Annotated in this window: 19 protein-coding genes and 1 pseudogene; 5 read left to right on the forward strand and 15 right to left on the reverse strand. The window is 69.9% G+C overall.

All coding sequences use genetic code 11. The annotated features are described in order from the left end of the window. Window positions 1–342: 342 nt before the first annotated feature. Window positions 343–1,956 carry an ABC transporter permease gene (locus AC099J_RS08930; RefSeq protein WP_479614880.1) on the reverse strand — a complete coding sequence of 538 codons (1,614 nt, stop codon included), beginning with the start codon at window positions 1,954–1,956 and terminating at the stop codon, window positions 343–345. A 101-nt stretch (window positions 1,957–2,057) separates the two neighbouring features. Here AC099J_RS08930 and AC099J_RS08935 point away from each other — a divergent pair, with 101 nt between their 5' ends. The 3 genes from AC099J_RS08935 (at window position 2,058) to AC099J_RS08945 (ending at window position 3,923) form a co-directional block, all read left to right on the forward strand. After that, a complete protein-coding gene (locus AC099J_RS08935) occupies window positions 2,058–3,128 on the forward strand; it encodes an ABC transporter ATP-binding protein (protein ID WP_479614881.1) in 1,071 nt (356 codons plus the stop codon). 227 nt (window positions 3,129–3,355) lie between these two features. Further along, on the forward strand, window positions 3,356–3,649 hold the full coding sequence (locus tag AC099J_RS08940) for a BrnT family toxin (protein ID WP_479614882.1): 294 nt from the start codon (window positions 3,356–3,358) through the stop codon (window positions 3,647–3,649). 34 nt (window positions 3,650–3,683) lie between these two features. Beyond that, entirely contained in the window at window positions 3,684–3,923 is a 240-nt protein-coding gene (locus AC099J_RS08945; protein WP_479614883.1) for a hypothetical protein, read from the forward strand. Window positions 3,924–3,945: 22 nt separating this feature from the next. Here AC099J_RS08945 and AC099J_RS08950 read toward each other — a convergent pair whose 3' ends face one another. Continuing rightward, the gene (locus AC099J_RS08950) at window positions 3,946–5,241 is read right to left on the reverse strand and encodes an acetyl-CoA hydrolase/transferase family protein (protein ID WP_479614884.1); all 1,296 of its coding nucleotides are present in this window, start codon (window positions 5,239–5,241) and stop codon (window positions 3,946–3,948) included. Between the two features lie 145 nt (window positions 5,242–5,386). Here AC099J_RS08950 and AC099J_RS08955 point away from each other — a divergent pair, with 145 nt between their 5' ends. Further along, window positions 5,387–6,853: a sensor domain-containing diguanylate cyclase gene (locus AC099J_RS08955; RefSeq protein ID WP_479614885.1), complete on the forward strand. Its 1,467-nt coding sequence runs from the start codon at window positions 5,387–5,389 to the stop codon at window positions 6,851–6,853. Between the two features lie 60 nt (window positions 6,854–6,913). Here the strand turns inward: AC099J_RS08955 and AC099J_RS08960 are convergent, their stop codons facing one another. From AC099J_RS08960 to AC099J_RS08985, 6 genes are read right to left on the reverse strand one after another with little or no spacing between them, the layout of a single operon-like run. After that, on the reverse strand, window positions 6,914–7,657 hold the full coding sequence (locus AC099J_RS08960) for a lysophospholipid acyltransferase family protein (protein ID WP_479614886.1): 744 nt from the start codon (window positions 7,655–7,657) through the stop codon (window positions 6,914–6,916). A 3-nt stretch (window positions 7,658–7,660) separates the two neighbouring features. Continuing rightward, the gene (locus AC099J_RS08965) at window positions 7,661–8,956 is read right to left on the reverse strand and encodes a dihydroorotase (protein WP_479614887.1); all 1,296 of its coding nucleotides are present in this window, start codon (window positions 8,954–8,956) and stop codon (window positions 7,661–7,663) included. Between the two features lie 4 nt (window positions 8,957–8,960). After that, entirely contained in the window at window positions 8,961–9,929 is a 969-nt protein-coding gene (locus tag AC099J_RS08970; RefSeq protein ID WP_479614989.1) for an aspartate carbamoyltransferase catalytic subunit, read from the reverse strand. Beyond that, complete coding sequence (gene pyrR, locus AC099J_RS08975) at window positions 9,926–10,426, reverse strand: bifunctional pyr operon transcriptional regulator/uracil phosphoribosyltransferase PyrR (RefSeq protein WP_479614888.1); 501 nt, start codon at window positions 10,424–10,426, stop codon at window positions 9,926–9,928. The genes AC099J_RS08970 and pyrR overlap by 4 nt, the downstream gene beginning before the upstream one ends. Next, window positions 10,423–10,842 carry a Holliday junction resolvase RuvX gene (gene ruvX, locus AC099J_RS08980; protein WP_479614889.1) on the reverse strand — a complete coding sequence of 140 codons (420 nt, stop codon included), beginning with the start codon at window positions 10,840–10,842 and terminating at the stop codon, window positions 10,423–10,425. The genes pyrR and ruvX overlap by 4 nt, the downstream gene beginning before the upstream one ends. Beyond that, entirely contained in the window at window positions 10,839–11,438 is a 600-nt protein-coding gene (locus AC099J_RS08985; protein WP_479614890.1) for a YqgE/AlgH family protein, read from the reverse strand. The genes ruvX and AC099J_RS08985 overlap by 4 nt, the downstream gene beginning before the upstream one ends. A 44-nt stretch (window positions 11,439–11,482) precedes the next feature. On the opposite strand from AC099J_RS08985, the gene AC099J_RS08990 reads away from it, so the two are divergent. Then, the gene (locus AC099J_RS08990; protein WP_479614891.1) at window positions 11,483–12,967 is read left to right on the forward strand and encodes a cryptochrome/photolyase family protein; all 1,485 of its coding nucleotides are present in this window, start codon (window positions 11,483–11,485) and stop codon (window positions 12,965–12,967) included. 27 nt (window positions 12,968–12,994) lie between these two features. Here the strand turns inward: AC099J_RS08990 and pgmB are convergent, their stop codons facing one another. The 7 genes and pseudogenes from pgmB to AC099J_RS09025 all read right to left on the reverse strand — a co-directional run bounded on the left by pgmB (window position 12,995) and on the right by AC099J_RS09025 (window position 24,255). Continuing rightward, window positions 12,995–13,648: a beta-phosphoglucomutase gene (gene pgmB / locus AC099J_RS08995; protein ID WP_479614892.1), complete on the reverse strand. Its 654-nt coding sequence runs from the start codon at window positions 13,646–13,648 to the stop codon at window positions 12,995–12,997. A 31-nt stretch (window positions 13,649–13,679) separates the two neighbouring features. Continuing rightward, entirely contained in the window at window positions 13,680–16,118 is a 2,439-nt protein-coding gene (locus AC099J_RS09000; protein ID WP_479614893.1) for a glycoside hydrolase family 65 protein, read from the reverse strand. Window positions 16,119–16,746: 628 nt separating this feature from the next. Next, window positions 16,747–21,954 (reverse strand): FimL-related protein, encoded by a 5,208-nt coding sequence (locus tag AC099J_RS09005; protein WP_479614894.1) that lies wholly within the window; start codon window positions 21,952–21,954, stop codon window positions 16,747–16,749. A 52-nt stretch (window positions 21,955–22,006) separates the two neighbouring features. After that, window positions 22,007–22,521, reverse strand: a pseudogene (locus AC099J_RS09010) (methyl-accepting chemotaxis protein); the annotation flags it as partial. A gap of 548 nt (window positions 22,522–23,069) precedes the next feature. Next, window positions 23,070–23,597 (reverse strand): chemotaxis protein CheW, encoded by a 528-nt coding sequence (locus AC099J_RS09015; RefSeq protein WP_479614895.1) that lies wholly within the window; start codon window positions 23,595–23,597, stop codon window positions 23,070–23,072. 8 nt (window positions 23,598–23,605) lie between these two features. Further along, entirely contained in the window at window positions 23,606–24,037 is a 432-nt protein-coding gene (locus tag AC099J_RS09020; protein ID WP_479614896.1) for a response regulator, read from the reverse strand. A gap of 44 nt (window positions 24,038–24,081) precedes the next feature. Next, a complete protein-coding gene (locus tag AC099J_RS09025) occupies window positions 24,082–24,255 on the reverse strand; it encodes a rubredoxin (RefSeq protein WP_479614897.1) in 174 nt (57 codons plus the stop codon). Window positions 24,256–24,317 lie beyond the last annotated feature (62 nt).

Raw genomic sequence — 24,317 nt, forward strand, 5'->3', positions numbered from 1 at the left:
CAACCTGCGGTGCGCGCGGCCTGGGCGCATTGCACAACTCGCACCACTCACTGCGTTCGTTCACCTCGAACAGGTGCAATGAGTCAGATAACGAAGAGCATGATGCTCTGCGCCGCCCAGTCCACTGTGCTCCTCGGCGCGTCCACAGGGGGAAAGCCCGGGGACGCACGGGCCATCGCTGCGCTCGGCTTGGGGGGCGGGCCATCGCTGCGCTCGGCCTGGCGCTTGGCCCTTTGGTGCGCTCGGTTTGGAGCTTGGGGCTTGGGCCTTTGGTGTGCTCGGCCTGCTGTCTCCGTTCGTCGGCGCGAGGGCGCGCCGACAAGACGCCAGACTGCTTGCGCCTCAACCCGCCTTCTGCCGCAACGCGCGGCTCAGCAACATCACCGGGAGCAAGCCCACCAGCACCAGCGCCAGCGAGGGCAAGGCCGCTTCCCCCAGGCGTTCGTCGCGCGCCAGCTGGTAGGCCACCACGGCCAGCGTGTCGGTGTTGAAGGGGCGCAGCACCATGGTCGCCGGCAGCTCCTTCATGACATCGACGAACACCAGCAGCGCCGCCGCCGCCGTCGAGCGCTTGAGCAGCGGCCAGTGCACGCGCCGCATCAGCACCAGGCCACCGGTGCCCAGCATGCGCGCCGAATCATCGAAGCTGGCGGGGATGCGCGCATAGCCGCTTTGCACCGACTGCAGCGCCACGGCGCAAAAGCGCACCAGGTAGGCCCAGACGATGCCTAGCGCCGTGGCCGTGACCCAGTAACCCGCGCTGCTTTGCGGCGCGGCCTGTTGCAGCCAGCCGACCGGCAGCAGCAGGCCGACGACGATCACCGCGCCGGGCACCGCGTAGCCCAGGCTCACTAGCTGCACGGCCAGGCGCTGCAGCTTGCGCGGCGTGCGCCGCACACAGAAGGCCAGAAACAGCGCGATCGCCACCGCCAGCGCCGACGTCAGTGCGCCCAGCCAGATGCTGTTGCGCGCCCACAGCAGGAAGCGGTCCCAGGGCAGCACCGACCAGTCGGCCACCAGCGGGCGCAGCATGAACAGCACCGGCAGCACGAAGCCCATCAACACCGGCACGCCGCAAATGGCCAGCGCCACCCAGCGGCGCCTGCCCGTGAGCAGCACCGGCTGTGCGTCGCCGCCACCCTGGCGCCCGCGCGTCGTGGCGTAGCGCATGCGCGCCTGGGCTCTTTGCTCCAGCACCAGCAGCAGCACGACCACAGCCAGCAACATGGTGGCCAGCTGGGCGGCGGCGATGCGGTTGTCCATCGCCAGCCAGGCCTTGTAGATGCCGGCCGTGAAGGTCTGGATGCCGAAGTAGCTGGAGACGCCGAAATCGGCCAGCGTCTCCATCAGCGCCAGCGCCGTGCCGGCGGCGATGGCGGGCCGCGCCATCGGCAACGCCACCTCGCGGATGCGGCGTGCCAGCGGCGCGCCCAGCAGCCGGGCGGCCTCCATCAGATGGGCGGCACGCTCGGCCAGCGCGGTACGGGCCAGCAGATACACATAGGGGTACAGCGAGAAGGTGAAGACCCAGGCCGCGCCGCCCAGGCTGCGCACGTCGGGCAGCACGCGACCGCTGAGGCCCAAGCTCGCGCGCAGCCAGGTCTGCGCCGGCCCGCTGAACTGCAGGAAGTCGGTGTACGCGTACGCCACCACGTACGCCGGCATGGCCAGGGGCAGCAGCAGCGCCCATTCCATGGTGCGGCGGCCCCGGAAATCGAACACCGTCACGCAGACGGCGCTGGCCGTGCCGACCAGCACCACGCCCAGCGCCACCATGGCGCTCAACGCCAGCGTGGTGCCGACATAGCCGGGCAGCACGGTCTGACCCATCTCGCGCAGGATCTGCGCCGTCTCGCCGTTCCACTGCGCCCAGGACGCCAGCACGGCCAGCACGGGCAGGCTCAGCACGGCGGCGACCAGCAGCATGGGTGCGAGGGACAGCCAGCGACGGGGCATGGAGGGGAGTGGGGAAGGAGAAAGAGAGCGGTGCGGCAGTCAGCGCCGACAGGGTGTAGCAGATGAGAATTGTACGCATCACGCTGCCTACAATCGGCTGCATGTTCCTCGATGTCTCCCACCTTGCCGTGCGCTACGCCGGTCGCCCCCGGCCGGCCGTGGACGATGTGTCGTTCGGCCTGGCGGCGGGGGAGATCGGCGTGCTGATCGGCCCCTCGGGCTGCGGCAAGACCACCTTGCTGCGCACTGTGGCGGGGTTGGAGCCAGCGCATGCGGGTGAGATCCGACTGTCGGGCACCGTCGTCAGCAGCGCCGCGCACCAGTTGCCGGCCGAGCAGCGCCGCATCGGCATGGTGTTCCAGGATTACGCGCTGTTTCCGCACCTGGACGTGGGGCGCAACGTGGGCTTTGGGCTCAGCGCGTTGCCGCGTGCCGAGCGGGCCGCGCGCGTGGCCGAGGTGCTGGCACTCGTGGGTCTGGAGGGCGCCGAGCGGCGCGCGCCGCACGAGTTGTCAGGCGGCCAGCAGCAGCGCGTGGCGCTGGCCCGCGCGCTGGCGCCGCGGCCGAAGCTGCTGCTGCTGGACGAGCCGTTTTCCAACCTGGACGTGGATTTGCGCGAGCGCCTGGCGCACGAAGTGCGCGGCATCCTGAAGGCGGCCAAGGCCACGGCGCTGTTCGTCACGCACGACCAGCTGGAGGCCTTCGCCATCGGCGACGCCATCGGCGTCATGCACGAGGGCCGCCTGCACCAGTGGGCCGATGCCTACACGCTGTACCACCGCCCGGCCACGCGCTTCGTGGCGGATTTCATCGGCCACGGCGTGTTTGCACCGGTGCGCGTGACGCCCTACGAGGGCGGTGTGCGCATGGAGACGCCGCTGGGCATCGTCAACGGCAGTGCTGCCGCGCAGGCGGCGGCCAGCCTGCAGGAGGGCGGCCCGCTGGACCTGCTGCTGCGCGCCGACGACGTGGTGCACGACGACGCCGCGCCCATCAAGGCCGAAGTGCTGCGCAAGGCGTTCCGTGGCTCGGAGTTCCTCTACACACTGCGCCTGGCCTCGGGCGAAGAGCTGCTGGCCCACGTGCCCAGCCACCACGACCACCGCATCGGCGAGTGGATCGGCGTGCGGGCCGATCTGGACCACGTGGTGACGTTTCCGCGGGGTGGGTAGGCTTGCCGCACCACCAGGCGATTTTCCGGCAGGCGTTGAGGAAGGTGCCGTGGAGGCGGCGGCACAAGGGCGGGTCGCATTCTTGCGGGCGATATCCAAGGAGTTGGATGTCCGGGTGCGTGAATGGCGAGACGAATGGGGGTGAACGGGCGGTCCTCCTGAATTCGGCTCCCTGAGCGTCCGGTCCATGTGTTGACAATGTCAATACACGAGCCACAATGCCCGGTATGGACGTCGAGTACGAGCACCACGGCGAGCTGTTCGTCTGGAACCGCACCAAGGCCGAATTGAACTGGCGCAAACATGGTGTGAGGTTCGAGGAGGCCGCCAGCGTGTTCTTTGACCCTTTGTTCGTGCTGACCGATGCGTCGCGCAACGATGAAGCGCGCGACGCTGCCATTGGCTTCGATGCGAATGCGCGCTTGCTCTTCGTGGTGCACATCGAGATCGAGGATGTGTGCATCCGCATCGTTTCGGCGCGCCGCGCCGAGCCCCGTGAGGAGGCGATTTATGCTGACTGAACGCTTGAGATCCAGGTTGAAGAAGGACCGCCCGATGACGGCGATCACGCTGCGCATCCCGGTGGACGTCGTCGAGTCGATGAAGGCCATCGCACCGCAGCGCGGGTTCTCGGGCTACCAGGCTTTGCTTAAGGCTTACCTGAGCGATGGCCTGCGGCGTGATGAAGCGCAGTTCGCAGCGCACTCGCACGCGCGCCTGGTCGATGCCCTCAAGCGCCGCGGCGTGTCACCGGAACTCATCGAAGAGGCGGAGCGCGACCTGTCGGAGACTTGACGTCCCGCGCGCTACCAACCCCTCACACCAGCTTCAACGCCCGCGCCTGCGCCGTCAACTCGCCCCGGAAATCCGGGTGCGCAATGGCGATCAGCTCCTGCGCGCGCTGCTTGGCCGATTTGCCGCGCAGCTGGGCCACGCCGTACTCGGTCACCACATAGTGGATGTCGTTCTTGCTGGTGCTCACGTGCGTGCCGGGCGACAGCGAGGGCACGATGCGCGAGATGGTGTCGCCCTTGGCCGTGGACGGCAGCACGATGAAGGCCTTGCCGCCGCGTGAGCGGTTCGCGGCCCGCACGAAGTCCGATTGCCCGCCGGTCCCCGAGTACGGCGCATGGCCCAGACTTTCGGAGCCGCACTGGCCCAGCAGGTCGATCTGCAAGGTGGCGTTGATGGCGATCAGGTTGTCGTTCTGCCCGGCCAGCATCGGGTCGTTGGTGTAGTCGACCGGGTGCATCTCCAGCGCCGGGTTGCGCTCCATGTATTGGTAGAGCTTGCGCGAGCCCAGCGCAAAGGTTGCCACCGTCTTGCCCGGCAGATAGTTCTTGCGGCTGTTGTTGACAGCGCCGGCCTCGATCAGCGTCAGGATGCCGTCGCCCAGCATCTCGGTGTGGATGCCCAGGTCGTGCTTGTGCGTGAGCTGCATGACGACCGCGTCGGGGATGCCGCCGTAGCCGATCTGCAGCGTCGAGCCATCGTCGATGCGCTCGGCCACGTAGCGGCCAATGGCCTCCTGCACCGGCCCGATGGTGGGTAGCCCCACCTCCATCACCGGCTCGCTGCTCTCCACCAGGGCCGTCACCTGCGAGATGTGGATGCGGCAGTTGCCGTATGCAAACGGCACGTTCGGGTTCACCTCCAGCACCACGGCGCGGGCCTTGGCGACGGCCGCCATGGTGTAGTCGGCGCCCAGGCTCAACGCCAGCCAGCCATCAGCGTCCATCGGCGATGCCATGCTGAACACCACGTCGGCGGGGATCAGCCCGCGCTCGATCTGCGCCGGGATCTCGGAGAAGTAATTGGGGATGAAGTCGATCCACCCGGCCTGCCCGCCGGCCCGCGTGGCGCCGCCGTAGAACAGCGCCACGTGCCGCACATGCTGCGTGGTCTCGGGATCGATGTAGGCGTACTTGCGCATCGCCAGGATCTGCGCGACCTTCACGTCCAGGAAGTCGCGCCGCTGCTCGGACAGGGCCGTCAGCAGGCTGGGCGGCTCGCCCACGCCCGTCGGCACCATGATCATGTCGCCGTTGCGGACGTGGCGGACGGCATCGGCGGGCGCGACCCGTTTTTGTTGGTAGTCGGAGAGGTGTGACATGCGCGCACTATGCCGCGTTCATGCAGCCCTGTCGATGCGGCCGTGGCCTGCCATCCAAGGTGCTGCCAAAGGGTGTACCGTGCCCGATGAACCGCGCGGCCGGGCCAGCCGGCTGCCACTTCGCCCACCCACAATCGTGGCCACCATGACCCTCTCCAGTGCGACCGATTTCGAACAGATGTTCGAATGGGCCCCCGTCTCCCTCTGGCTCGAAGACTACAGCGCGCTGAAGGACCTGTTCGATACCTGGCGCGCCCAGGGCGTGACCGACCTGGAGGCACACCTGCGCGCCGTGCCTGCGCGGCTGCAGCAATGTGCCGCCTGCCTGCGCCTGCTGCAGGTGAACCGCAAGACCCTGGAGCTGTTCGCCGCCGGCAGCCAGCAGGAGCTGCAGGAGCGGCTGCACGAGGTCTTTCGCGACGACATGCTGGCGCTGATGCTGCCCGAGCTGCTGGCGCTGTGGCAGGGGCAGCTGGACTACGCCAACGAGACCGTCAACTACGCGCTGGACGGGCGGCGCATCGACGCGCAGATCCGCGTGCGCGTGCTGCATGGCTACGAGACCCGCTGGAACCGCGTGCTGGTCTCGCTCGAAGACGTGACCCAGACCGCGCTGGCGCGCCGGCAGCTGGCCGCCAGCGAGCAGCATGCGCGCGACCTGTTTCAGTATTCGCCGGTGTCGCTGTGGGTAGAGGATTTCAGTGGGGTCAAGCAGCTGCTCGATGAGGTGCGCGCGCAGGGCATCCAGGACTTTCGCGTGTTCCTGAGCGTGCACCCCGAGTTCGTGAGCCGCTGCATGGAGGAGATCCGCGTGCTGGAGGTGAACCGCCAGACGCTGGACATGTTCGGCGCCTCGAGCCAGGATGAGCTGCTCGCCCGCCTCGACCAGGTGTTCCGCGATGAGATGCACGACAGCTTCGCCGAGCAGCTGATCGATCTGTGGAACGGCAAGACCGTGCAGACGCGCGAGGTCATCAACTATGGGCTGGGCGGCGGCCTGCTGAACATCCACATGCAGTTCGCTGTGCTGCCTGACCACACCGCGAACTGGGACCTGGTGCTGGTCTCGCTCGTGGACATCACGGCGCGCAAGAAGGCCGAGGCCTACCTCGAATACCTGGGCAAGCACGACTCGCTGACGCGCCTGCGCAACCGCGCGTTCTATGTGGAAGAGCTCAACCGCATCTCCCGCAAGGGGCCCTGGCCACTCGGCGTGCTGGCCATCGATCTCAACGGCCTCAAGCGCATCAACGACAGCGATGGCCACGTGGCCGGCGACGCGCTGTTGCGCCGCGCTGGCGAAGTGCTGGCCAGCGCGACGGCAGGCCAGCCCTGGTGCATGGCACGCATCGGGGGCGACGAGTTCGTGGCGCTGATGCCCGGCGCCGACGAGCGCGTGGGGGCGGAGCTCAAGGCGCGCATTGCGTCGATGGTGGAGCTGAACAACCAGTTCTATCCGGGGCACCACCTGTCCATGGCCATCGGCGTGGCCTGCGCCGCGCGTGCCGCAGAGGTCGAAGACGCACTGCATGCGGCCGACCAGGCGATGTTCGATGCGAAGACCCGCCACTACCAGGAGACGGGTGTGGAGCGCCGCCGATCGGCGGGTTGAGCAGGCAGCGGCACCGCGATGCGGCGGACTGTCGCCACGCCGGGCGGCCGCACACTGGGGTCAACCAGTCAACCGCCGCAGCCGTTCGACTTCGCTCTGCAGGTCCTGCGCCCAGCCGCGCCGGTCGCGCCCGGCCGGCATCTCGGGCGCGCCATAGTGCACATGCGCCACCAGCCCCGTGGCCCCCAGCGTGCGCCAGACCGATCCCACCAGCGTCTCATCTCCCACGAAGCTGGGCGCAAAGCTGGTCGGGCCGCGCACACCATCGGCAAAGCGCAGCGCCACCGGCTGGGCGTGCGCGTTGGCGCTGATGGCGGCCTGCACCAGGTTGGCATGGAAGGGCAGCAGCGTGCGGCCGTCGCCGGTCGTGCCTTCGGGGAAGATCGCCACCACGTCACCGGCCATTAGACGGTCGCGCATGTGGTGCACCACGCGCATCGCATCACGCCGCGAGGCGCGCTCGATGTAGAGCGTTCCGGCGCCGGTGGCCAGCGCACCGACCAGCGGCCAGTGGCGGATGCCCGCCTGTGCCACGAAGCGGCAGTAGCCGGCCGCGTGCAGCACCACGATGTCCAGCCATGAGATGTGGTTGGCCACCAGCAGCGCCGGCCCTGCGGCCAGCGGCGCGCCGCCCACCTGCAACTCGATGCCCGCCAGCGTCAGGATGCCGGCCGACCAGCGTTGCACGGCCTGCTCGCGCTCGGCCGCGCCCCAGCCGGGAAAGCGGGTCTTGATCGTCCACAGCCCGCCCGCCGCATGCGCCAGCAGGCGCAGCAGCCGCCACAGCGCCCGCGCATGGCGCATCGGTCAGCCGGCGCCGAACGCGAGGTGGCCGCCGACCAGCGTCCAGCGCACGCGGCCGGGCAGCTCGTAGCCACTGAACGCCGTGTGCTTGCCCTGGCTGCGCAGCGCGTCGTCGGTGACCGTCCATCGCGCCTGCGGGTCGAACACGCAAACGTCGGCCACACCGCCCTCGACCAGTTGGCCGATGCTGGCCTGCAGCGTGCCGAGTGCCCCGCCCAGCACGGCGGCGGGTGCGGCGCTGATGGTGGAAAGCGCACGCGCCAGCGGCACCCCTTGCTCATCGCTCCATTTGAGGGCCAGGCTGAGCAGCAGCTCGACGCCGGTGGCACCGGGCTCGGCTTCGGCGAAGGGCAGGGTCTTCTCATCGGTGCCCACCGGGGTGTGGTCGGAGACCAGCGCGTCGATGCTGCCGTCGGCCAGCGCGGCGCGCAGCGCGTCGCGGTCGCGCTGCTGGCGCAGGGGTGGGTTGACGCGGGCGCGGCTGTCGAAGTAGCCGATGTCCTGGTCCGTCAGGTGCAGCGAGTTGATGCTGACGTCGCAGGTGACCTTGAGCCCGGCGGCACGCGCCTGGCGCACCAGCTCGACCCCGGCAGCGCTGGAAATGCGGGCCAGGTGCACGCGCGCATCGGTGGTCTTCATCAACTCGAAGATGGTGTGCAGCGCGATGGTCTCGGCCGCCACCGGCACGCCCGACAACCCCATGCGCGTGGCCAGCGGCCCGCTGGCAGCCACGCCCTTGCCCAGGTCGCGGTCCTGCGGGCGCAGGTGCACCGTGAAGCCGAAGGTGCTGGCGTATTGCAGCGCCCGCTGCAGCACCTGGATGTTGGCCAGCGGCACCTCGGCCTGGCTGAAGCCGACGCAGCCGGCCTCGGTCAGCTCGACCATCTCGGTCAGCACCTCGCCGGCCAGGTTGCGCGTGAGCGCGCCCAGCGGGAACACGCGGGCCTGGTGCAGCTTCTCGGCGCGCGACTTCAGCATTTCCACGAGACCGGGCTCGTCCAGCACCGGGTCGGTGTCGGGCGGGCAGACCAGGCTGGTCACGCCCCCGGCGACGGCGGCGGCCATTTCGCTCTCCAGCATGCGTGCGTGCTCATGGCCGGGCTCGCGCAGCCGCATGGACAGGTCCACCAGGCCGGGCATCACGATGCAGCCGGCCGCGTCCAGCGTGCGGTTGGGCTTGAACTCGGGCGAGGCCTGGCCAATGGTCAGGATGCGGCCGGAGCCGATGGCGATGTCGCAGACCTTGTCCAGGCCTGACGCCGGGTCGACCACGCGGCCGTTCTTGATGAGCGTCTTCATGTCCTTATGCCTCGTTGCCCGCGACGATGCCCATGACCGCCATGCGCACCGCGATGCCGAAGGTGACCTGCGGCAGGATCACGCTCTGCCGGCCGTCGACCACGGCCGAGTCGATCTCCACGCCGCGGTTGATGGGGCCGGGGTGCATCACGATGGCGTCGGGCTTGGCCAGTGCCAGTTTGGCGGGCGTGAGCCCGAAGCTCTTGAAGAACTCCTGGCTGGAGGGCAGCAGCGCGCCGCTCATGCGTTCGTTCTGCAGGCGCAGCATGATGACCACGTCGCAGTCCTTGATGCCTTCTTCCAGCGTGTGGCACACGCGCACGCCCATGTGGGAGAGGTCGCTGGGCACCAGCGTTTTCGGGCCGACCACGCGCACCTCGGCGCAGCCCAGCGTGGTCAGGCCGTGGATGTCCGAGCGGGCCACGCGCGAGTGCAGCACGTCGCCGACGATGGCCACGGTGAGGTTGCTGAAGTCCTTCTTGTAGTGGCGAATGGTGTACATGTCGAGCAGCCCCTGCGTGGGGTGCGCATGGCGGCCGTCGCCGGCATTGATCACGTGCACATGGGGCGCCACGTGCTGAGCGATCAGGTAGGGCGCGCCCGATTCGCTGTGCCGCACCACGAACAGATCGGCCGCCATGGCCGACAGGTTGGCAATCGTGTCCAGCAGCGATTCGCCCTTGGCGGCGGAGGAGCGCGCGATGTCCAGGTTGATGACGTCGGCCGACAGACGCGTCGCCGCGATCTCGAAGGTGGTGCGCGTGCGCGTGCTGTTTTCGAAGAACAGGTTGAACACGCTCTTGCCACGCAACAGCGGCACCTTCTTGACCTCGCGGTCGTTCACGCTGACGAAGTTGGCGGCGGTGTCCAGGATCTGCGTGAGGATGTCCCGGGGCAGGCCTTCGATGGACAGCAGGTGGATCAGCTCACCGTGCTGGTTGAGTTGGGGGTTGCGTCGGGCCAGCACGGTCAGCCCTCGATCTTGAAGGAGAACGCACCGCCTTCGGCGCGCGCCAGCGCCAGCGACTGGCTTTCGGGCAGCGTCACGCGCGCGGCAGCGAAATCGGCGTGGATGGGCAGCTGCCGCCCGCCACGGTCCACCAGCACGGCCAGGCGCACGATGGCAGGGCGGCCGTAGTCGAACAGCTCGTTCAGCGCGGCGCGGATGGTGCGACCGGTGTAGAGCACGTCGTCCAGCAGCAGGATGTTGGCGCCCTGCACGTCGAAGGCCAGCGTCGTCTTGTTGCCGCTGCCGCCCACCATGCCGCGCTGGGCGAAGTCATCGCGGTGCATGGACGAGGAGATGATGCCGGGCGCGCCGCTGCGCTGCAGATCGGCCTGCAGCCGCTCGGCCAGCCAGGCGCCGCCGGAGGCGATGCCCACCAGCTGGGTCTCAGCGGTGTACAGGGGCGTGACGCCGCGCATCAGCTCGCGATACAGCGCCTCGGCGTCCAGGGTCAGGGTGCTCATGTCAAACCTCTCAAGAATTGCTCCAGGATGATGCAGGCCGACGCCGCATCCGCGTCGCGCGCGCCGCTGGCGAGGGCTTCGGTCGTGCTGTAGCGCTCGTCCACCTCGTACACCGGCAGCTTCAGCCGGCCGCGCAACTGGCGGGCGAAGCGGCGGGCGCGGTCCGTGTTCTCGTGCGCGGCGCCGTCGGGATGGAAGGGCACGCCGACCACCAGCGCATCCGGTTGCCATTCGCGCACGCGGGCTTGGACATGCGCGAAGCGGGCGTCGCCTTCGGCCTTGATCGTGGCCTGCGGCGTGGCGGTGCGCGTCAGTCGGTTGCCGACCGCGACCCCGGTGCGCTTGGTGCCGTAGTCGAACGCCAGAAATGATTGGAAATGCGGGGGAACGGCTTGGGCGTCTGCGGCAGCGCTCACGCGTGCCCCGCTTGCGGCGACAGCATCCACGACTGCAGGCCCAGCAGCAGCAGGGCGCGGTCGTAGCGCTCGGCGATCGGCGTGTCGAAGATGACGGCGGCGTCGGCTTCCACGGTCAGCCAGCTGTTCTCGGCCAGTTCCGATTCGAGCTGGCCTTCGCCCCAGGCCGCGTAGCCCAGCGAGACCAGCACCTTGCGCGGGCCGGCGCCGGTGGACAACGCCTCCAGCACATCCTTGGAGGTGGTCATCTCCAGCCCGCCGGGGATCGTCATGGTCGAGGCGTAGATGCTCTCGTGGTGGTTCGGCGGTGCGGCTGACACGGCCTCGTGCAGCACGAAGCCGCGCTCGGTCTGCACCGGGCCGCCCTGCAAGACCGGGTTGTTGGTCAGGTCTTCACGCCGCAGCGGCAGGTCGACCTTGTCGAACAGGTTCTTCAGATTGATGTCGCTGGGCTTGTTGATCACCAGGCCCAGAGCGCCGCGGGCACTGTGCTCGCACAGGTAGACCACGCTGCGCGAGAAGGTCTCGTCCTGCAGACTCGGCATCGCAATCAGGAAATGATGCGTGAGGTTCATCGGCGCAGAATCTGAGCTCATGCCCAAATTTTAGCGGCGTGGCGCTCATTCGAATCCCCCGAAGCATGGACAAAAAATTTGCCACTGGCCTGATGTGGTTCCGGCGTGACCTTCGCGCCCATGACAACGCTGCCCTCTACCACGCGCTGCGCTCCTGCCACCAGCTGCATTGCGTGTTCGTGCTGGACACCGACATTCTGGATCCGCTGCCGCGCGCCGACCGGCGGGTGGAGTTCATCCTGGCGGCACTGCAGGAGCTGGACGCCGACCTGCGCCGCATCGCCGGTGCACCGCATGCCGGCCTGATCTGGCGCTATGCCAGCGCCCGCGATGCCATTGCCGAGCTGGCGCGCACGTTGCATGTGCAGGCTGTCTATGCCAACCACGACGACGAGCCGCTCGCCCTGGCGCGAGATGCCCGCGTGCGGGGCGACCTGGCCGGCGCCGGCGTGGCCTTCCTGACCAGCAAGGACCATGTCGTGTTCGAGCGCGACGAAATCTTGACGCAGGTGGGCCGGCCTTACAGCGTGTTCACGCCCTACAAGAGGGCCTGGCGGGACAAGGTCGACGACTTCTACCTATCGTCCTATCCTGTGGCGCGCCATGCCCAGGCGCTGGCCACGCGGCCCGAGGCGGAGCGTCGGCCAGTGCCCACGCTGCAGGACATCGGTTTCGCGCCGACCAACCTGGCCGAGCTGAAGATCCCGCTGGGCGCCAGCGGCGGGCGCGCGCTGTTCGACGAATTCTGTGAGCGCATGGACCATTACCACGTGGCACGCGACTACCCGGCTGTGAAGGGGCCGAGCTACCTCTCGGTGCACCTGCGCTTTGGCACGGTGTCGATCCGCCAGCTGGCGGCGGCAGCGCATGCGCGCCAGGGCGAGCAGGGCGCGGCGGTGTGGCTGTCCGAGCTGATCTGGCGCGATTTCTACGCCCAGATCCTGGCGCACGCCCCGCATGTGGCCACGTCGGCCTTCAAGCCCGAGTACGACGCCATCAAATGGGAGCGCGGCAAGCACGCCGAGGCGCTGTTTGCCGCCTGGTGCGAGGGCCGCACCGGCTACCCGATCGTCGACGCCGCCATGGCCCAGATCAACCAGAACGGCTACATGCACAACCGGCTGCGCATGGTGGTGGCCAGCTTTCTGACCAAGGACCTGGGGATCGACTGGCGCCGTGGCGAGGCGTACTTTGCCGAGCACCTGAACGACTACGACCTCGCGTCCAACAACGGCGGCTGGCAGTGGGCCTCGTCCAGCGGATGCGATGCGCAGCCGTACTTCCGCATCTTCAACCCGGTCAGCCAGAGCGAGCGCTTCGATGCCGAAGGCAAGTTCATCCGTCGCTACCTGCCGCAGCTGGCCGACCTGCCCAACGTGCTGATCCATGCACCCTGGCGCGCCAGCGAGATCGAGCTGACCGCCGCCCGCGTGGTGCTGGGCCAGGACTACCCGCGGCCCGTCGTCGACCATGCCGAAGCGCGCGAACGCACGTTGGAGCGTTACGCGGTGGTCAAGAAGCCGCTCGACGCCAGGCCCAAGCGGCGTTGAGCGCGGCGCCCTGCCGTGTCACGTGCCTCAGCGCAAAAAGGCCGCCGGGTGGAAGCCCAACAGGTCGGGCATCACCACGTCGGCGGTGTTCAGCACCTGCGGGCTCCCGATGCCCACCGCGAACATGCCGGCGCCCTTGATTGCCTGCACGCCGGCCACGGCGTCCTCGATGCCGACGCAGCGCGCCGGCGCAACCCCCAGGGCCAGCGCGGCCGAGAAAAAAATCTCGGGGTCGGGCTTGCCGCGCACCACACCGGCGGCGTCGACGACGTGGTGGAACAGGTCCGCAATGCCCAGCCGCGCCAGCACGGCCTGGGCGTTCTTGCTGGCCGAGGCCAGCGCCAGGCCCCAGCCGCCGTCGCGCACGGCTTGCAATGCGGGGCGCGCGCCGGGCAGCAGGTCGCTGGCTGACATGTCGGCCAGCGAGGCCACGTACGCCGCGTTCTTGCGCGCGGCGAGCTGCTCGCGCTCGTCATGGCCGAAGGGGCGCGTGGCGCCGGCCAGCAGCAGGTCCAGCGAATCCATGCGCGACAGGCCTTTGAGCTGCTCGCCGATCTGCGGGTCGAAGGGCAGACCGAGTTCCAGCGCCAGATCGCGCCAGGCGGCCAGGTGCTGGCGGGCGGTGTCGGTGATGACGCCGTCCAGGTCGAAGATGAATGCGTGGGTGAAACGGGAAGCCACGGGGATGCGCCTCGGGTGGTGGAAACAGGATTCAGGCGAACTGCAGTGCCGACGGGGCGGCCACTGGCAGCGCTGGTGGGGCCGGCGGAGCCGGCGGCGCCGCCAGCGGCAGCGTCATCTCGGTGCGCTCACCGCCCAGCACGTGGGTCTGGCCACCGTGCCGCAGGGCCAGCCAGCGGCCTTCGAGCAGGCGGTAGGTGCAGCCAGCGGCGTCGACGCTGAGCTGCAGCTGGGCGCCAGCCAGCCGCAGCTTGAAGCTGTAGCGCGTCCAGCGCGCCGGCAGCGTGGGCGAGAAGGTCGGTGTGCGCTTGTGCATGCGCAGGCCGGCAAAGCCGGCCACCACGCCCAGCCAGGCACCGGCCATGGCGGCCGTGTGCACGCCGTGGCGGGTGTTGTGGTGGTGGTCGTCCAGATCGGCCCGGGCGCCCGCGGCGAAGTAGTCGAACGCCTTGTCGTGGTAGCCCACCTCGGAGGCGATGATCCCGAAGATGCAGCGCGACAGCGACGAGTCGTGCGTGGTGATCGGCTCGTAGTAGTCGAAGTCGCGCCGCTTGTCGGCCAGGCTGAACTGCTCGCCCAGCAGCAGCAGCGCCAGCAGCACGTCGGCCTGCTTGCAGATCTGGTGCCGGTAGATCACCAGCGGGTGGTAGTGCAGCAGCAGCGGGCGCCTGGGCGCGTCGCCATCCGGCGTGGCGGCGTCGAAGGGCCAGCGCGGCTTGGCCAGAAAGCCATCGTCCTGCGGGTGCACACGCTGCGCGGCGTCGTAGGGCACGAACATGTGGCGCGCGGCGTCTTGCCAGAGCTCGGCCTCGCGCAGGTCCAGGCCGATGCGCACCTGCAGTTGCAGCAGCTGGCCGGCATGGTGGTCCGCCAGCCACTGGACCAGCTCGCCCGCGAAGCGCAGGTGCATCTGCGCCATGGCGTTGGTGTAGAAGTTGTTGTCCACCAGCGCCGTGTATTCGTCTGGCCCGGTCACGGTGTGGATGCAATATCGCCGCGTGCTGCCGTCGTCGAAACGGCCTTCCTGGAAATGCCCCAGGCCCAACCAGATGCGGGCGGTCTCCAGCACCAGTTCGCAGCCGCAGCTGAGCATGAACTCGTCGTCTCCGGTGGTCTCCCAGTAACGCTTGACGGCGAAGGCGACGTCGGCGTTGATGTGGTACTGGGCCGTGCCGGCCGGAAAGTACGAGGAGCATTCCGGCCCGCTGATGGTGCGCCAGGGAAACAGCGCGCCCTGGGCATGGGCCATCTCGCGGGCGCGGGCGCGGGCCGAGCCCAGCGTGTTGTAGCGAAACTCCAGCAGCTTGCGCGCGATCTGCGGCTGCGTGTGCAGCAGCATCGGGAACACGTAGATCTCGGTGTCCCAGAAGTAGTGGCCGTCGTAGCCGCTACCGGTCACGCCCTTGGCGGCGATGTTGGTGCGGCCATCGCGGCCCACCGATTGCAGCAGGTGCAGCTGGTTGAAGCGCATGCCCTGCTGCAGCGCGTCGTCGCCCTCGATCTGCACGTCCGACTCCTGCCAGAAGCGCTCCAGGTAGGCGGCCTGCTCGGCGCACAGCGCGTCGAAGCCGGCCTGCACGGCCTGCGCCACGGCGTTGCCCAGCAGCATGGGCAGGTCGGCTGCAGGCGCGTGCTGCGAGCTCATCAAGCCGAAGATCTTGTCCAGCCGCAGCGGCTCGCCCTGCACCAGCTCGGTCTCGAAGCGGTGGCCCAGGCAGGCGGCCGTGCCGGCGTCCTGCGCGGTGATCACGCCCTGGGCGGCGTGCGTTGCACCGTTGTGCATGGCGCTGGCCACGTGCAGCTCGCTGCGCTTGGTGCGGTGCACCAGCAGCACCTGCTGGTCGCGCCGCTCAGCCGACACCTCGACGAGCGACTTGGCCGCCTGGGCCGAGCCGACGCGCGGGTCGTCGCTGACCTCCATCTCCTGTGCCCGGGCATCGATGAACGACTCGATGACGACACGCGCCGGCCCGTCGAGCACCTGCAGCGCATAGCGCAGCGCGCAGATGGCATCGCGCTCCAGGCTGACCAGCCGGGTGCTGTGCACGGCCACGCGCCGGCCATTTGGTGAGACCCAGGTGAAGCTGCGCGTGAGCAGGCCGCTGCGGAAATCCAGCGTGCGCTGGTAGTCCTCGATCTGCCCGGTGCGCGGGTCGAAAGGCTCGCCATCGATCTGCCAGGCCACCGCCTTGGCGTTGGGCACCGCGACCAGGAACTGGTGGTGCCGGGCCAGACCGTAAGCGTTCTCGGCGTAGGCGATGTCCTCCTCGTCGTAGAAGCCGTTCAGATAGGTGGCGTTCTGTTCGGTGCCCGGCCAGCGGACGCCTTCCTCGTGCGCACCGCGCAGGCCGATGCGGCCATTGCCCAGGCAGAACAGGGTTTCGTGCAGGGCGGCCCGCTCGGGGTCGAAGCGCGATTCGTGCAGGCTCCAGGGAGCCACGCCCAGGGGGGATGCGTCGGAAGTTGGCATGGCGTCAGTCACGGCAAAGTGGGGGGGGCGGCTCAGTGAGCGGCAGGGCGAAATCGACACGCCGGCAACCAGCGCCGAGCAGGTACACCGACCCTGTCGAAGCCATGACGCTGGCCGACAAGATGGTGCTGCTGAACGCCGGCGAGCCGGTGCGGTGCTGCGGCAGCGTGGCCCAGGTCGGCGTACCGCTGGAGCTCTAGCATCTTGCTGGCCTTGCGTACGCGCTCGTCGATCGTGGCGTTCTGCGTCTTCAGCAAATGGGGAGGGTGATGCCGGTTGTGTGAGAGCCGGCCATGGCACAGCCCAGGGAGGCCGCCGCGATGAGGATTCGGGGGGTGATGCGCACGAGAGATCTCCGGAAAACTTGTTGTAGCTTTGGACGCCTTGACATGTGTCCAAAGCGCGAGGGAGATTGTGTCCAAAGCGCTTTGAATGCAGCTTGGTGGTTTACCCTGGTAACTGGGTTGTCACCGGTATGCGTGGGCCGAGTGCCGAGCGGAAGGCGCGTTTTCGCGGCGTTGCGCTTCGCCATCCATGGCGAGCCGGTGACGGGCCTGCCGCGGCTGCACGCTGCGGCTGGTGGCGGGCGGAGAGCGGTGGGCCGGCGTGGTCAGCGCGGCCCGTCGATTCAGCTGCCGGACGCCTGCGGTACGCTGGCGTTGGCAGTGGCCGCATAGCGGCGCACCAGGCTCAACAACTCTTCCTCGGCATAGGGCTTGCCGAGGTAGTGGTCCACGCCGATGGCGCGTGCGTGCTCGCGGTGTTTCTCGGCCGTGCGCGAGCTGATCATGACGATGGGCAGGCCACGCAGCCGCGCGTCGGCGCGGATGTGGCGTGCCAGGGCGAAGCCGTCCAGCCGCGGCATTTCGATGTCCGACAGCAGCACGGCGGGGATCTCGTGCTGCAGCAGCTCCAGGGCCTGCTGGCCGTCGCTGGCCAGGGCCACGCGCCAGCCGTCGCGCTGCAGCAGACGCTGGATGACGCGGCGCACGGTCACGGAATCGTCGACCACCAGCACCAGCGGCGCCGCAGTGGCCGGCACCTGCGTCACCAGGCTGCCGTCGCCGTTGCGCAGCGCCCGGTCGTGCTGGGCCTGGCGCGCCTGCGCGCCGTGCACGCTGGCCAGCGCCACCGGGTTGTAGACCAGCACCACGGCGCCGGAAGCCAGCAGCGACAGGCCGGTCAGCCCGGCCAGCCGTGACAGCTGCGGCCCCGGGCTCTTGACCACCACTTCCTGCTGGCCCAGCACTTCGTCGACATGCAGCGCCAGCCGTTGTTCGGCGCTGCGCAGCACCAACACGCTGGCGTGGCGGCCCGGGGTCTCCAGGCTGGCGCCGCTCGATTGCAGCAAGGCCCCGGCCCAGTAGAACGGCAGCGCCTGGCCGCCGTCCGCGCGGTCGTCGGCGTGGCCGAACTGCTCGCTGCGGTAGGCCTCGGCCAGGGCGTCAGCGTCCACGCGCCGCACTGCTTCGACCAGATTGCTGGGCACGCCGAAGCGATGCTCGCCAGCCCGCAGCAACACGACCTGCGCGACGGCGGTCGCCTGTGGCAGCACGAGGCGAAAGGCCGTGCCCTGGCCGCTGGTGCTGCGGGTTTCGATGCGGCCGCCCAGGGCCTGCACCTCGGCGCGCACCACGTCCATGCCGATGCCGCGCCCGGCCAGCGCGCTCACCTGGCGCGCCGTGCTGAAGCCGGGCAGGAAGATCAGGTCGGCGGCCTCACCGGGCGACAGCCGGCGGCCCGAGGGCAGCAGCCCCAGCGAGAGCGCCTGCGCCTGGATGCGCGGCAGGTCCAGCCCGCGGCCGTCGTCGGCCACGCGCAGGGCCAGGTCATGCGCCTCGTGCTGCAGCGTCAGGGTGATGGCGCCAACCTGCGGCTTGCCAGCCGCGATGCGCGCGTCCGCATCCTCGATGCCGTGGACCACGGCATTGCGCAGCAGGTGCTCGAAGGCGGGGACCAGGCGCTCCAGCGTGCCGCGGTCCAGTTCGAGGGGGCCACCCTCGATGTGCAGCTGCGCCTGGCGGCCGGCGTCGCGAGCGGTGTGGCGCACCACGGCGTGCAGGCGTTCGGCTGCGCTGTCCAGGGCCACCATGCGCGTGCGCATCAGGTCGTGCTGCAGTTCGCGCGCCTGCCGGGCCTGCGCGGCCAGGTCGTCCTCGGTGCCGTCGATGGCGCTTTGCAGCGTGCGCTGCACGGCGGCCACATCGCCGACCGACTCGGCCATCATGCGCGTCAGTTCCTGCATGCGTGTGAAGCGGTCGAACTCCAGCGGGTCGAAATCCTGCGCGGCATCGCGGACCTGCGCCAGGCGCGATTGCATCTGCGATTCGGCCTGCAGCTCGACGTCGCGCAGCTGCCGGCGCAGGCGGTCCAGGTTGTCGCCCAGGTCGCCCAGCGCTTCGCGCAGCGGGGCCAGCCGCGACTCGAGCCGCGCGCGGGTGGTCAGCACCTCGCCGGTCTGGCTGGTCAGCCGGTCGAGCAGCTGGGAGGGGACGCGCACGGTCTGCTGGGCCATGGCGCGTGGCGCCGCGCCGGGGGGCTGTGCGCCGTCCGACGCGGGCGAGCCCAGGTCGTCGAACGCGGCTGCGTGGGTGGCGGTGCGGACGGCCTCGGGTGGCCCGGCTGCCGGGTCCATCAGCGTCTGCAGGTGTCGGGCGCGCAGCTGCGCCAGGTCGGCCTGCAGCACATCGAACCGCGCCAGCAGCGGCGTGATCTGCGCGGGGTCGACGGCACCTTCGGCCAGCACGTCGATGGCGGATTCCAGCCGGTGCGCCTGCTCGCCCAGCCGCACCGCGCCGGCCAGGCGGGCGCTGCCCTTGAGGGTGTGCAGCAGGCGCAATGCCTCGCTGCGTGCGGCGTCGTCGATGGGTTGGGCCTGCCACTGCTGCAGCGCGGCGGCCAGCCGGGGCAGCAGGGCGTGGGCCTCGTCGTCGAAGACCGGGAACAGATCGGCGTCCGGGCGGTCGATGAGGTCGATCGCGGGCTCGGCCGGGTGGTCGGCCACCGGCTGGGGGGTGGCATCGGGCGTGGCTGTGCCTGGCGTGTCCTGCGAGTCCTGCGAGTCCTGCGTGTGGGGAGTTGGCGGCGCGGCTTCGGCGGCCGAGAGATAGGCGTCCAGGGCCTGCTCCACGGCTGGCAGGGGCTCTTTCACGAATCCTGCGGCCAGCTGGTGCAGCAGCCGGCGGATGTCTTCGGCCGCGTCCAGGAAGACGCGCGTCTGGTCGGCATCGGCCGGTCCGCGCGTCTGCGCCATGGCCAGGGCCTGTTGCAGCCGGCGCGCCAGCCGGGACAGCGCGCCGAAGCCGACGCTATCGGAATGGCCGGCCAGCGCATGGGCGGCGCTGGCTGCGCGGTCGTGGACGGGCAGGTTGGGTGCAGAGTCCTGCTCGCTCAAGGCCGCGAGCAACGCGCGTGAGCACTCGTCGGCCTCGTTCAGGAAGGCGTTGGTCCGGGCCGGGTCGAGGTCCAGCGGGCCGCTGGCGGCGGGCGCGGCTTGCGTGTGCGCAGGGCTTGCGTCGGACTCCGGCGAGGGCGCGTCCTGCGTCAGCGGTGTTGCAGCGATCAGGGAGGGCGCCACCGGGGGGTGCGCCACCGGGTAGGGCGCAGTCGATTCCGGGTCAGGCTGCGACTGCGACAGTCGCTCGGAATCAGGCTCGGATCTGGGCTCAACTTCTGGCTCCGCCTCGGCTGCTGGCTGGGGCTCAGCTTCGGGCCTGGACTCGACTTTGGACCTCGACTCAGCTTCCGCCTCAGCCTCAGCTTCTGCTTCTGCGTCAGCTTCTGGCTCAGCTTCTGGCTGGAGCTCAACGTCTGGCCGCGGCTGGTCGTGAGGCTCTGGAACGAACTCGAGCTTTGGCTCCGGCTCCGGCTCCGGCCCGAACTCGGGCTCGGATTCGAACTGCGTCGCCACAGCTGCATCCGACGCTGCCGCTGGTGCTTGCTGCGCGTCCTGCGCTGCGGCCGGTGCGTCGGTGGCCGGCCCCGGGGCTGCCGGCGCGGCCGACAAACGGCGGAACACGTCCTGCGCATCGTCCCAGGCGAACAGCGTGTCGGCCTGCGTGCCTTGGTGGGCCAGCATGTCCACCAGGAAGCCGAGCGCACCCAGGCTGCTGCCCAGGCGTTCGAAGCTCGCGCTGCGCAGGCCGGCGTCGTCCAGGTCGTGGGCCATGTAGCCTTCCACCGTCGCGCGCATGCGGGCCACGCCGTGGGCTGCGGCCTCCAGCCCGATCACGGCGAGCACGCCGCGCATCTGCGCCAGCAGCACGACGGCTTTGCCCAGGACGACCTTCTCGCGCGGTGCGCGGAAGTACTGGTCCAGCGTCTGCTCGATCTCGGCCAGCGCGCGGCGCAGCGCATCGGCCGCGCGGGCCAGGCTCTGGCGTTCGTGCAGGCGGTGGTGGAGCTGCTCCAGCCAGGGTTCCGGCGGCTGGGCGTCGCCGCCCTGCGCGAGATGGTCCAGCCGCCCGGCCAGGCAGGCGGCGCGTGCACGCAGCACGGCGTCGTCTTCGTCCAGGTGTTCGCACGCGAGCTCCAGGTACAGCACGGCATGGGCCACCTCGAGAGCGAGCGGGGCCGCCGGCGTGACGCCCATGTGCGCCACGGCCTCCACGGCGCGCTGCAGCGCCTGCGTCAGCACGGCGCTGTCCGGGTGCAGTCGGGCCATCGATTCGCCGACCTGGGCGAACTGCTCGTGCACGGTCTTGAACCGGTGTACGTCGCCGTCTGCCAGAGCCGCCCAGGTCTCGCTCGCGATGGCGAGGCGCTTGCGCACCAGGGCGCGCAGAGCCGGGTCGAAGCGGCCGAAGCGGCGCTGCTCGTAGTTCACAGCCGGCGCGTCTGCCAGGCCGTGGGCGGTGCGCACGGCTGCCAGCGCGGGCGCTGCGGTATCGGCCGGCAGTTGTGCCCGCGCGCAGTGGAAGAGCAGATCCTGCGTCAGTTTGTCGGAGGGGGCGGCGTCGCCGCGCGCCAGCGCCACGTACTGCGTCAGCACGCGCGAGGCGATGCGCTTGGCGTACAGGTCCGGGGGTACCAGGCCCAGCGCCACGGCTTCGAAGTAGCCGGCCGCGATGCCCCAGAACGCCTGTGGGCCCGGCGCCGTGGCGGCTGCGGCCAGGCCTGCGCTCAACAGCTGCAGGTCGCGCGCGGCGGCGGCGTCGCCGGTCTTGACGAGCTTGAGCACGCCCTGGTCGAAGCGTGCGCGCGCTGGGGCGCCGTGTGCCAGCGGCGCAGTGCCGTCCGGCAGCACCGGCGTATGCCAGTCGAACGGCGGTGTCCATAGATCAGCCGGGTGGCTTTGCGTCTGGCCGGCCACCGCTTGCACGTCACGGTACTGTGGGAACAGCTCCACCGGTGAGACCGGCTGCGCGGCCAGCACGGCCTGCAAATAGTCGGCCACGGCCAGGCCCGCCTGCTCGATGCGGGTGACTGCCTCGTCGGTGCGGGTGGCGGGCTGCGCAATCAGGCGTGCCACGGCCGCCTCCATGGCCTGCAGCACGCGGGCCGGCGCCTGCTGTCCGACCATGGCCAGCGCGCCGGCACCCTGGTGCAGGGCATCGCGGGCCTGCGCCAGGTGGCCGGTTTCGGCGCTGGCGCTGGCGCCGGTGCCGATGCCGGTGCCGGTGCCGGTGCCCGTGCCCGTGCCCGTGCCCGTGCTGGCGTTGGCGTTGGCGTTGCCCGGGTCGCCCGGTGGCGTTGCGGCCTCGGGTTCGCGCAGCTGGCGGCGCAGGGCTTTGGCGGCCATGTCCAGCGACTTGCGCAGCTCGTCCAGCACCCACGCCACGGGTCCGAGGTCTTGCTGATCAGCGGCCGCGCCGCCCTGGGGTTCCGTGCGGGTCATGGGCACCTCAAGTGGTCGGGGGGCGATCGTGTGGGGGAGGCAGGGTCTGCGTCTCGCGGCCGGTGGCGCTGCCCAGCTGCTCGATCAGCGCGGCCAGCTGGCGTGACACGCCATCGATTTCGGCCAGCGCCGCGCCAGCGGTGTCGGACAGCCGGGCACCGGTCACCACGTCCTGGGTGGCGCGGTCCATGGCTGCGGCCGCTTCCTGGGTGTCGGCCTGCAAGGTCTCGACCAGCGCTGCGATCTGCCGCGTGGCCTGGGCCGAGCGCAGCGCCAGCCGCTGCACTTCGCCTGCCACCACGGCAAAGCCACGCCCTGCCTCGCCGGCGGACGCCGCCTGGATCGCCGCATTCAGTGCCAGCAGCTGCGTCTGGTCGGTGATGTCGGCGATCAGCGCTGTGGCCTGGCCGATCTCCAGCGACGATTCGCCCAGCCGCTTGATGCGCTTGGCCGTGTGCTGGATCTGGTCGCGGATCGCATCCATGCCGGCGCTTGCGTCGCGATGGCGCACAGGCCGGCGTCCGCCACGTGGCGCGAACGCACGGCCACCTCGCGGGCCTCGTGGGCGGCGGTGTCGCGCAGGCCAGCCAGCAAGCCGTGCAGCCGGTCGAGGTCGGCTTGCTGGTCAGCCGCATCGCGTGGCGGGGCCTGGTCCTCGCGCGGCGGCGCTGCACGGTCGCGGCGTGCGGCCAGCAACGTGGCACCCAGCCAGGCAACGAGCGCCAGACCAGCCAGCAGCGCCATGCCACCCTCGCCGCGCCACCCGGCCCACGCGGTCAGGCAGGCCAAGGCCAGCAGGCCCGCAAGCCGCAGAGCAGAGGGCAGCCAAGGCGAAGCCACAGCTGGCGTCATCTCAACGACCCGCTACGCGGCGCGCTACGGCCTGCCCATGCGCCGAGGGCCGCCCAGTCAGGCCGGCCGGAGCACCCGCGGAACTGGCTCTGCCAGGCCGCTGGGTGCGCCCCCCTTCGCGCAGCAGAAGGGGGGAGCGGCGCAGCCGCCTGGGGGGTTGGTCTCCATGCTCCGCGGAACTGGCTCTGCCAGGCCGCTGGGTGCGCCCCCCTTCGCGCAGCAGAAGGGGGGGAGCGGCGCAGCCGCCTGGGGGGTTCAAGAGATCACGCATCGATGGCCACGAACGACGGCGTCTGCGCCAGCACGCGCAGCTGGATTTCCTGCCACGGCAGTCCTGCAGCGTCCGTGTGGATGCGGCCGAAGTACGGCGGCGCCCCCTCCAGTGCGGGGGCCACGTGGGCGAAATCGTCGTGGCCACGCAGTCCGGCCAGTCGGTCGATGCGCAGCGCGCAGTGCAGGCCGATGGCGGCGTTGAAGGTCAACAGGTGGGCATTGACAACGGGCGCATCGCTGCGCACGCCCAGCGCGTCGACGGCCAGGTAGTGCGCGAGGTCCACCACCGCGCAGACGCTTCCGCGCAGGTTGACAACGCCCAGCAACCAGGGCCGCGTATAGGCCACAGGCTGCGGCGCCATGCTGGGGAAGACTTCGCCGGCCTGCGCCAGCGGCACCAGGTAGCGGCCACCGCCGGCCTCCAGGGCCAACCATTGCGCGGCGGCTGGTGCGGCCGCATCGTCGGCGTGGGCGAGCGGCTGCGACGCGGGGTCGGGCAGGTCTGCGTCGTGGGCCATGCGCGGCGTCAGCCTGGCATGTGGGCGCTGGCGTCGGCAGCGGTGCCGTCGGGCAGGCCCTTGCTTGCGAACTGCTGCACGGCCTGCAGCAGCTGGTCCTTGGTGAACGGCTTGGTCAGGTAGTCCTGCGCGCCCACCATGCGGCCGCGCGCCTTGTCGAACACGCTGTCCTTGGAGGAGAGCATCACCACCGGAATGGCGGCAAAGAGTGGGTTGCGCTTGAGGATGGCGCAGGTCTGGTAGCCGTCCAGCCGCGGCATCAGGATGTCGCAGAAGATGATCTGCGGCGGCTGGTCGTGGATGCGGGACAGGGCGTCGTAACCGTCTTCAGCCAGCAGCACCTCGTGGCCGCCCTGCTTCAGGAAGATCTCGGCGCTGCGGCGGATGGTGGTGCTGTCGTCGACCACCATCACGCGCAATCCGGTTGCCGTGGGGGTCATGGCATGGGCGTGGTTGACGCGTGCGGGCGCTTCGTCCGCGTGGCTCAGATCTCGACCATTTCGAAGTCTTCCTTGCGGGCTCCGCACTCGGGGCAGGTCCAGTTCATCGGCACCTGTGCCCAGAGGGTTCCGGCGGCGATTCCGTGCTCCGGCGCACCGGTGGCCTCATCGTAGATCCAGCCGCAGATCAGGCACATCCAGGTCGTAGGTTCGGTCACAGCGTAGGGGTCGTTCGAATAGAATGCGGCGATTGTATAGAGGCGGTATGAGCGCAATGCTC

The organism is Rhodoferax sp. RT4P68 (assembly GCF_056521305.1).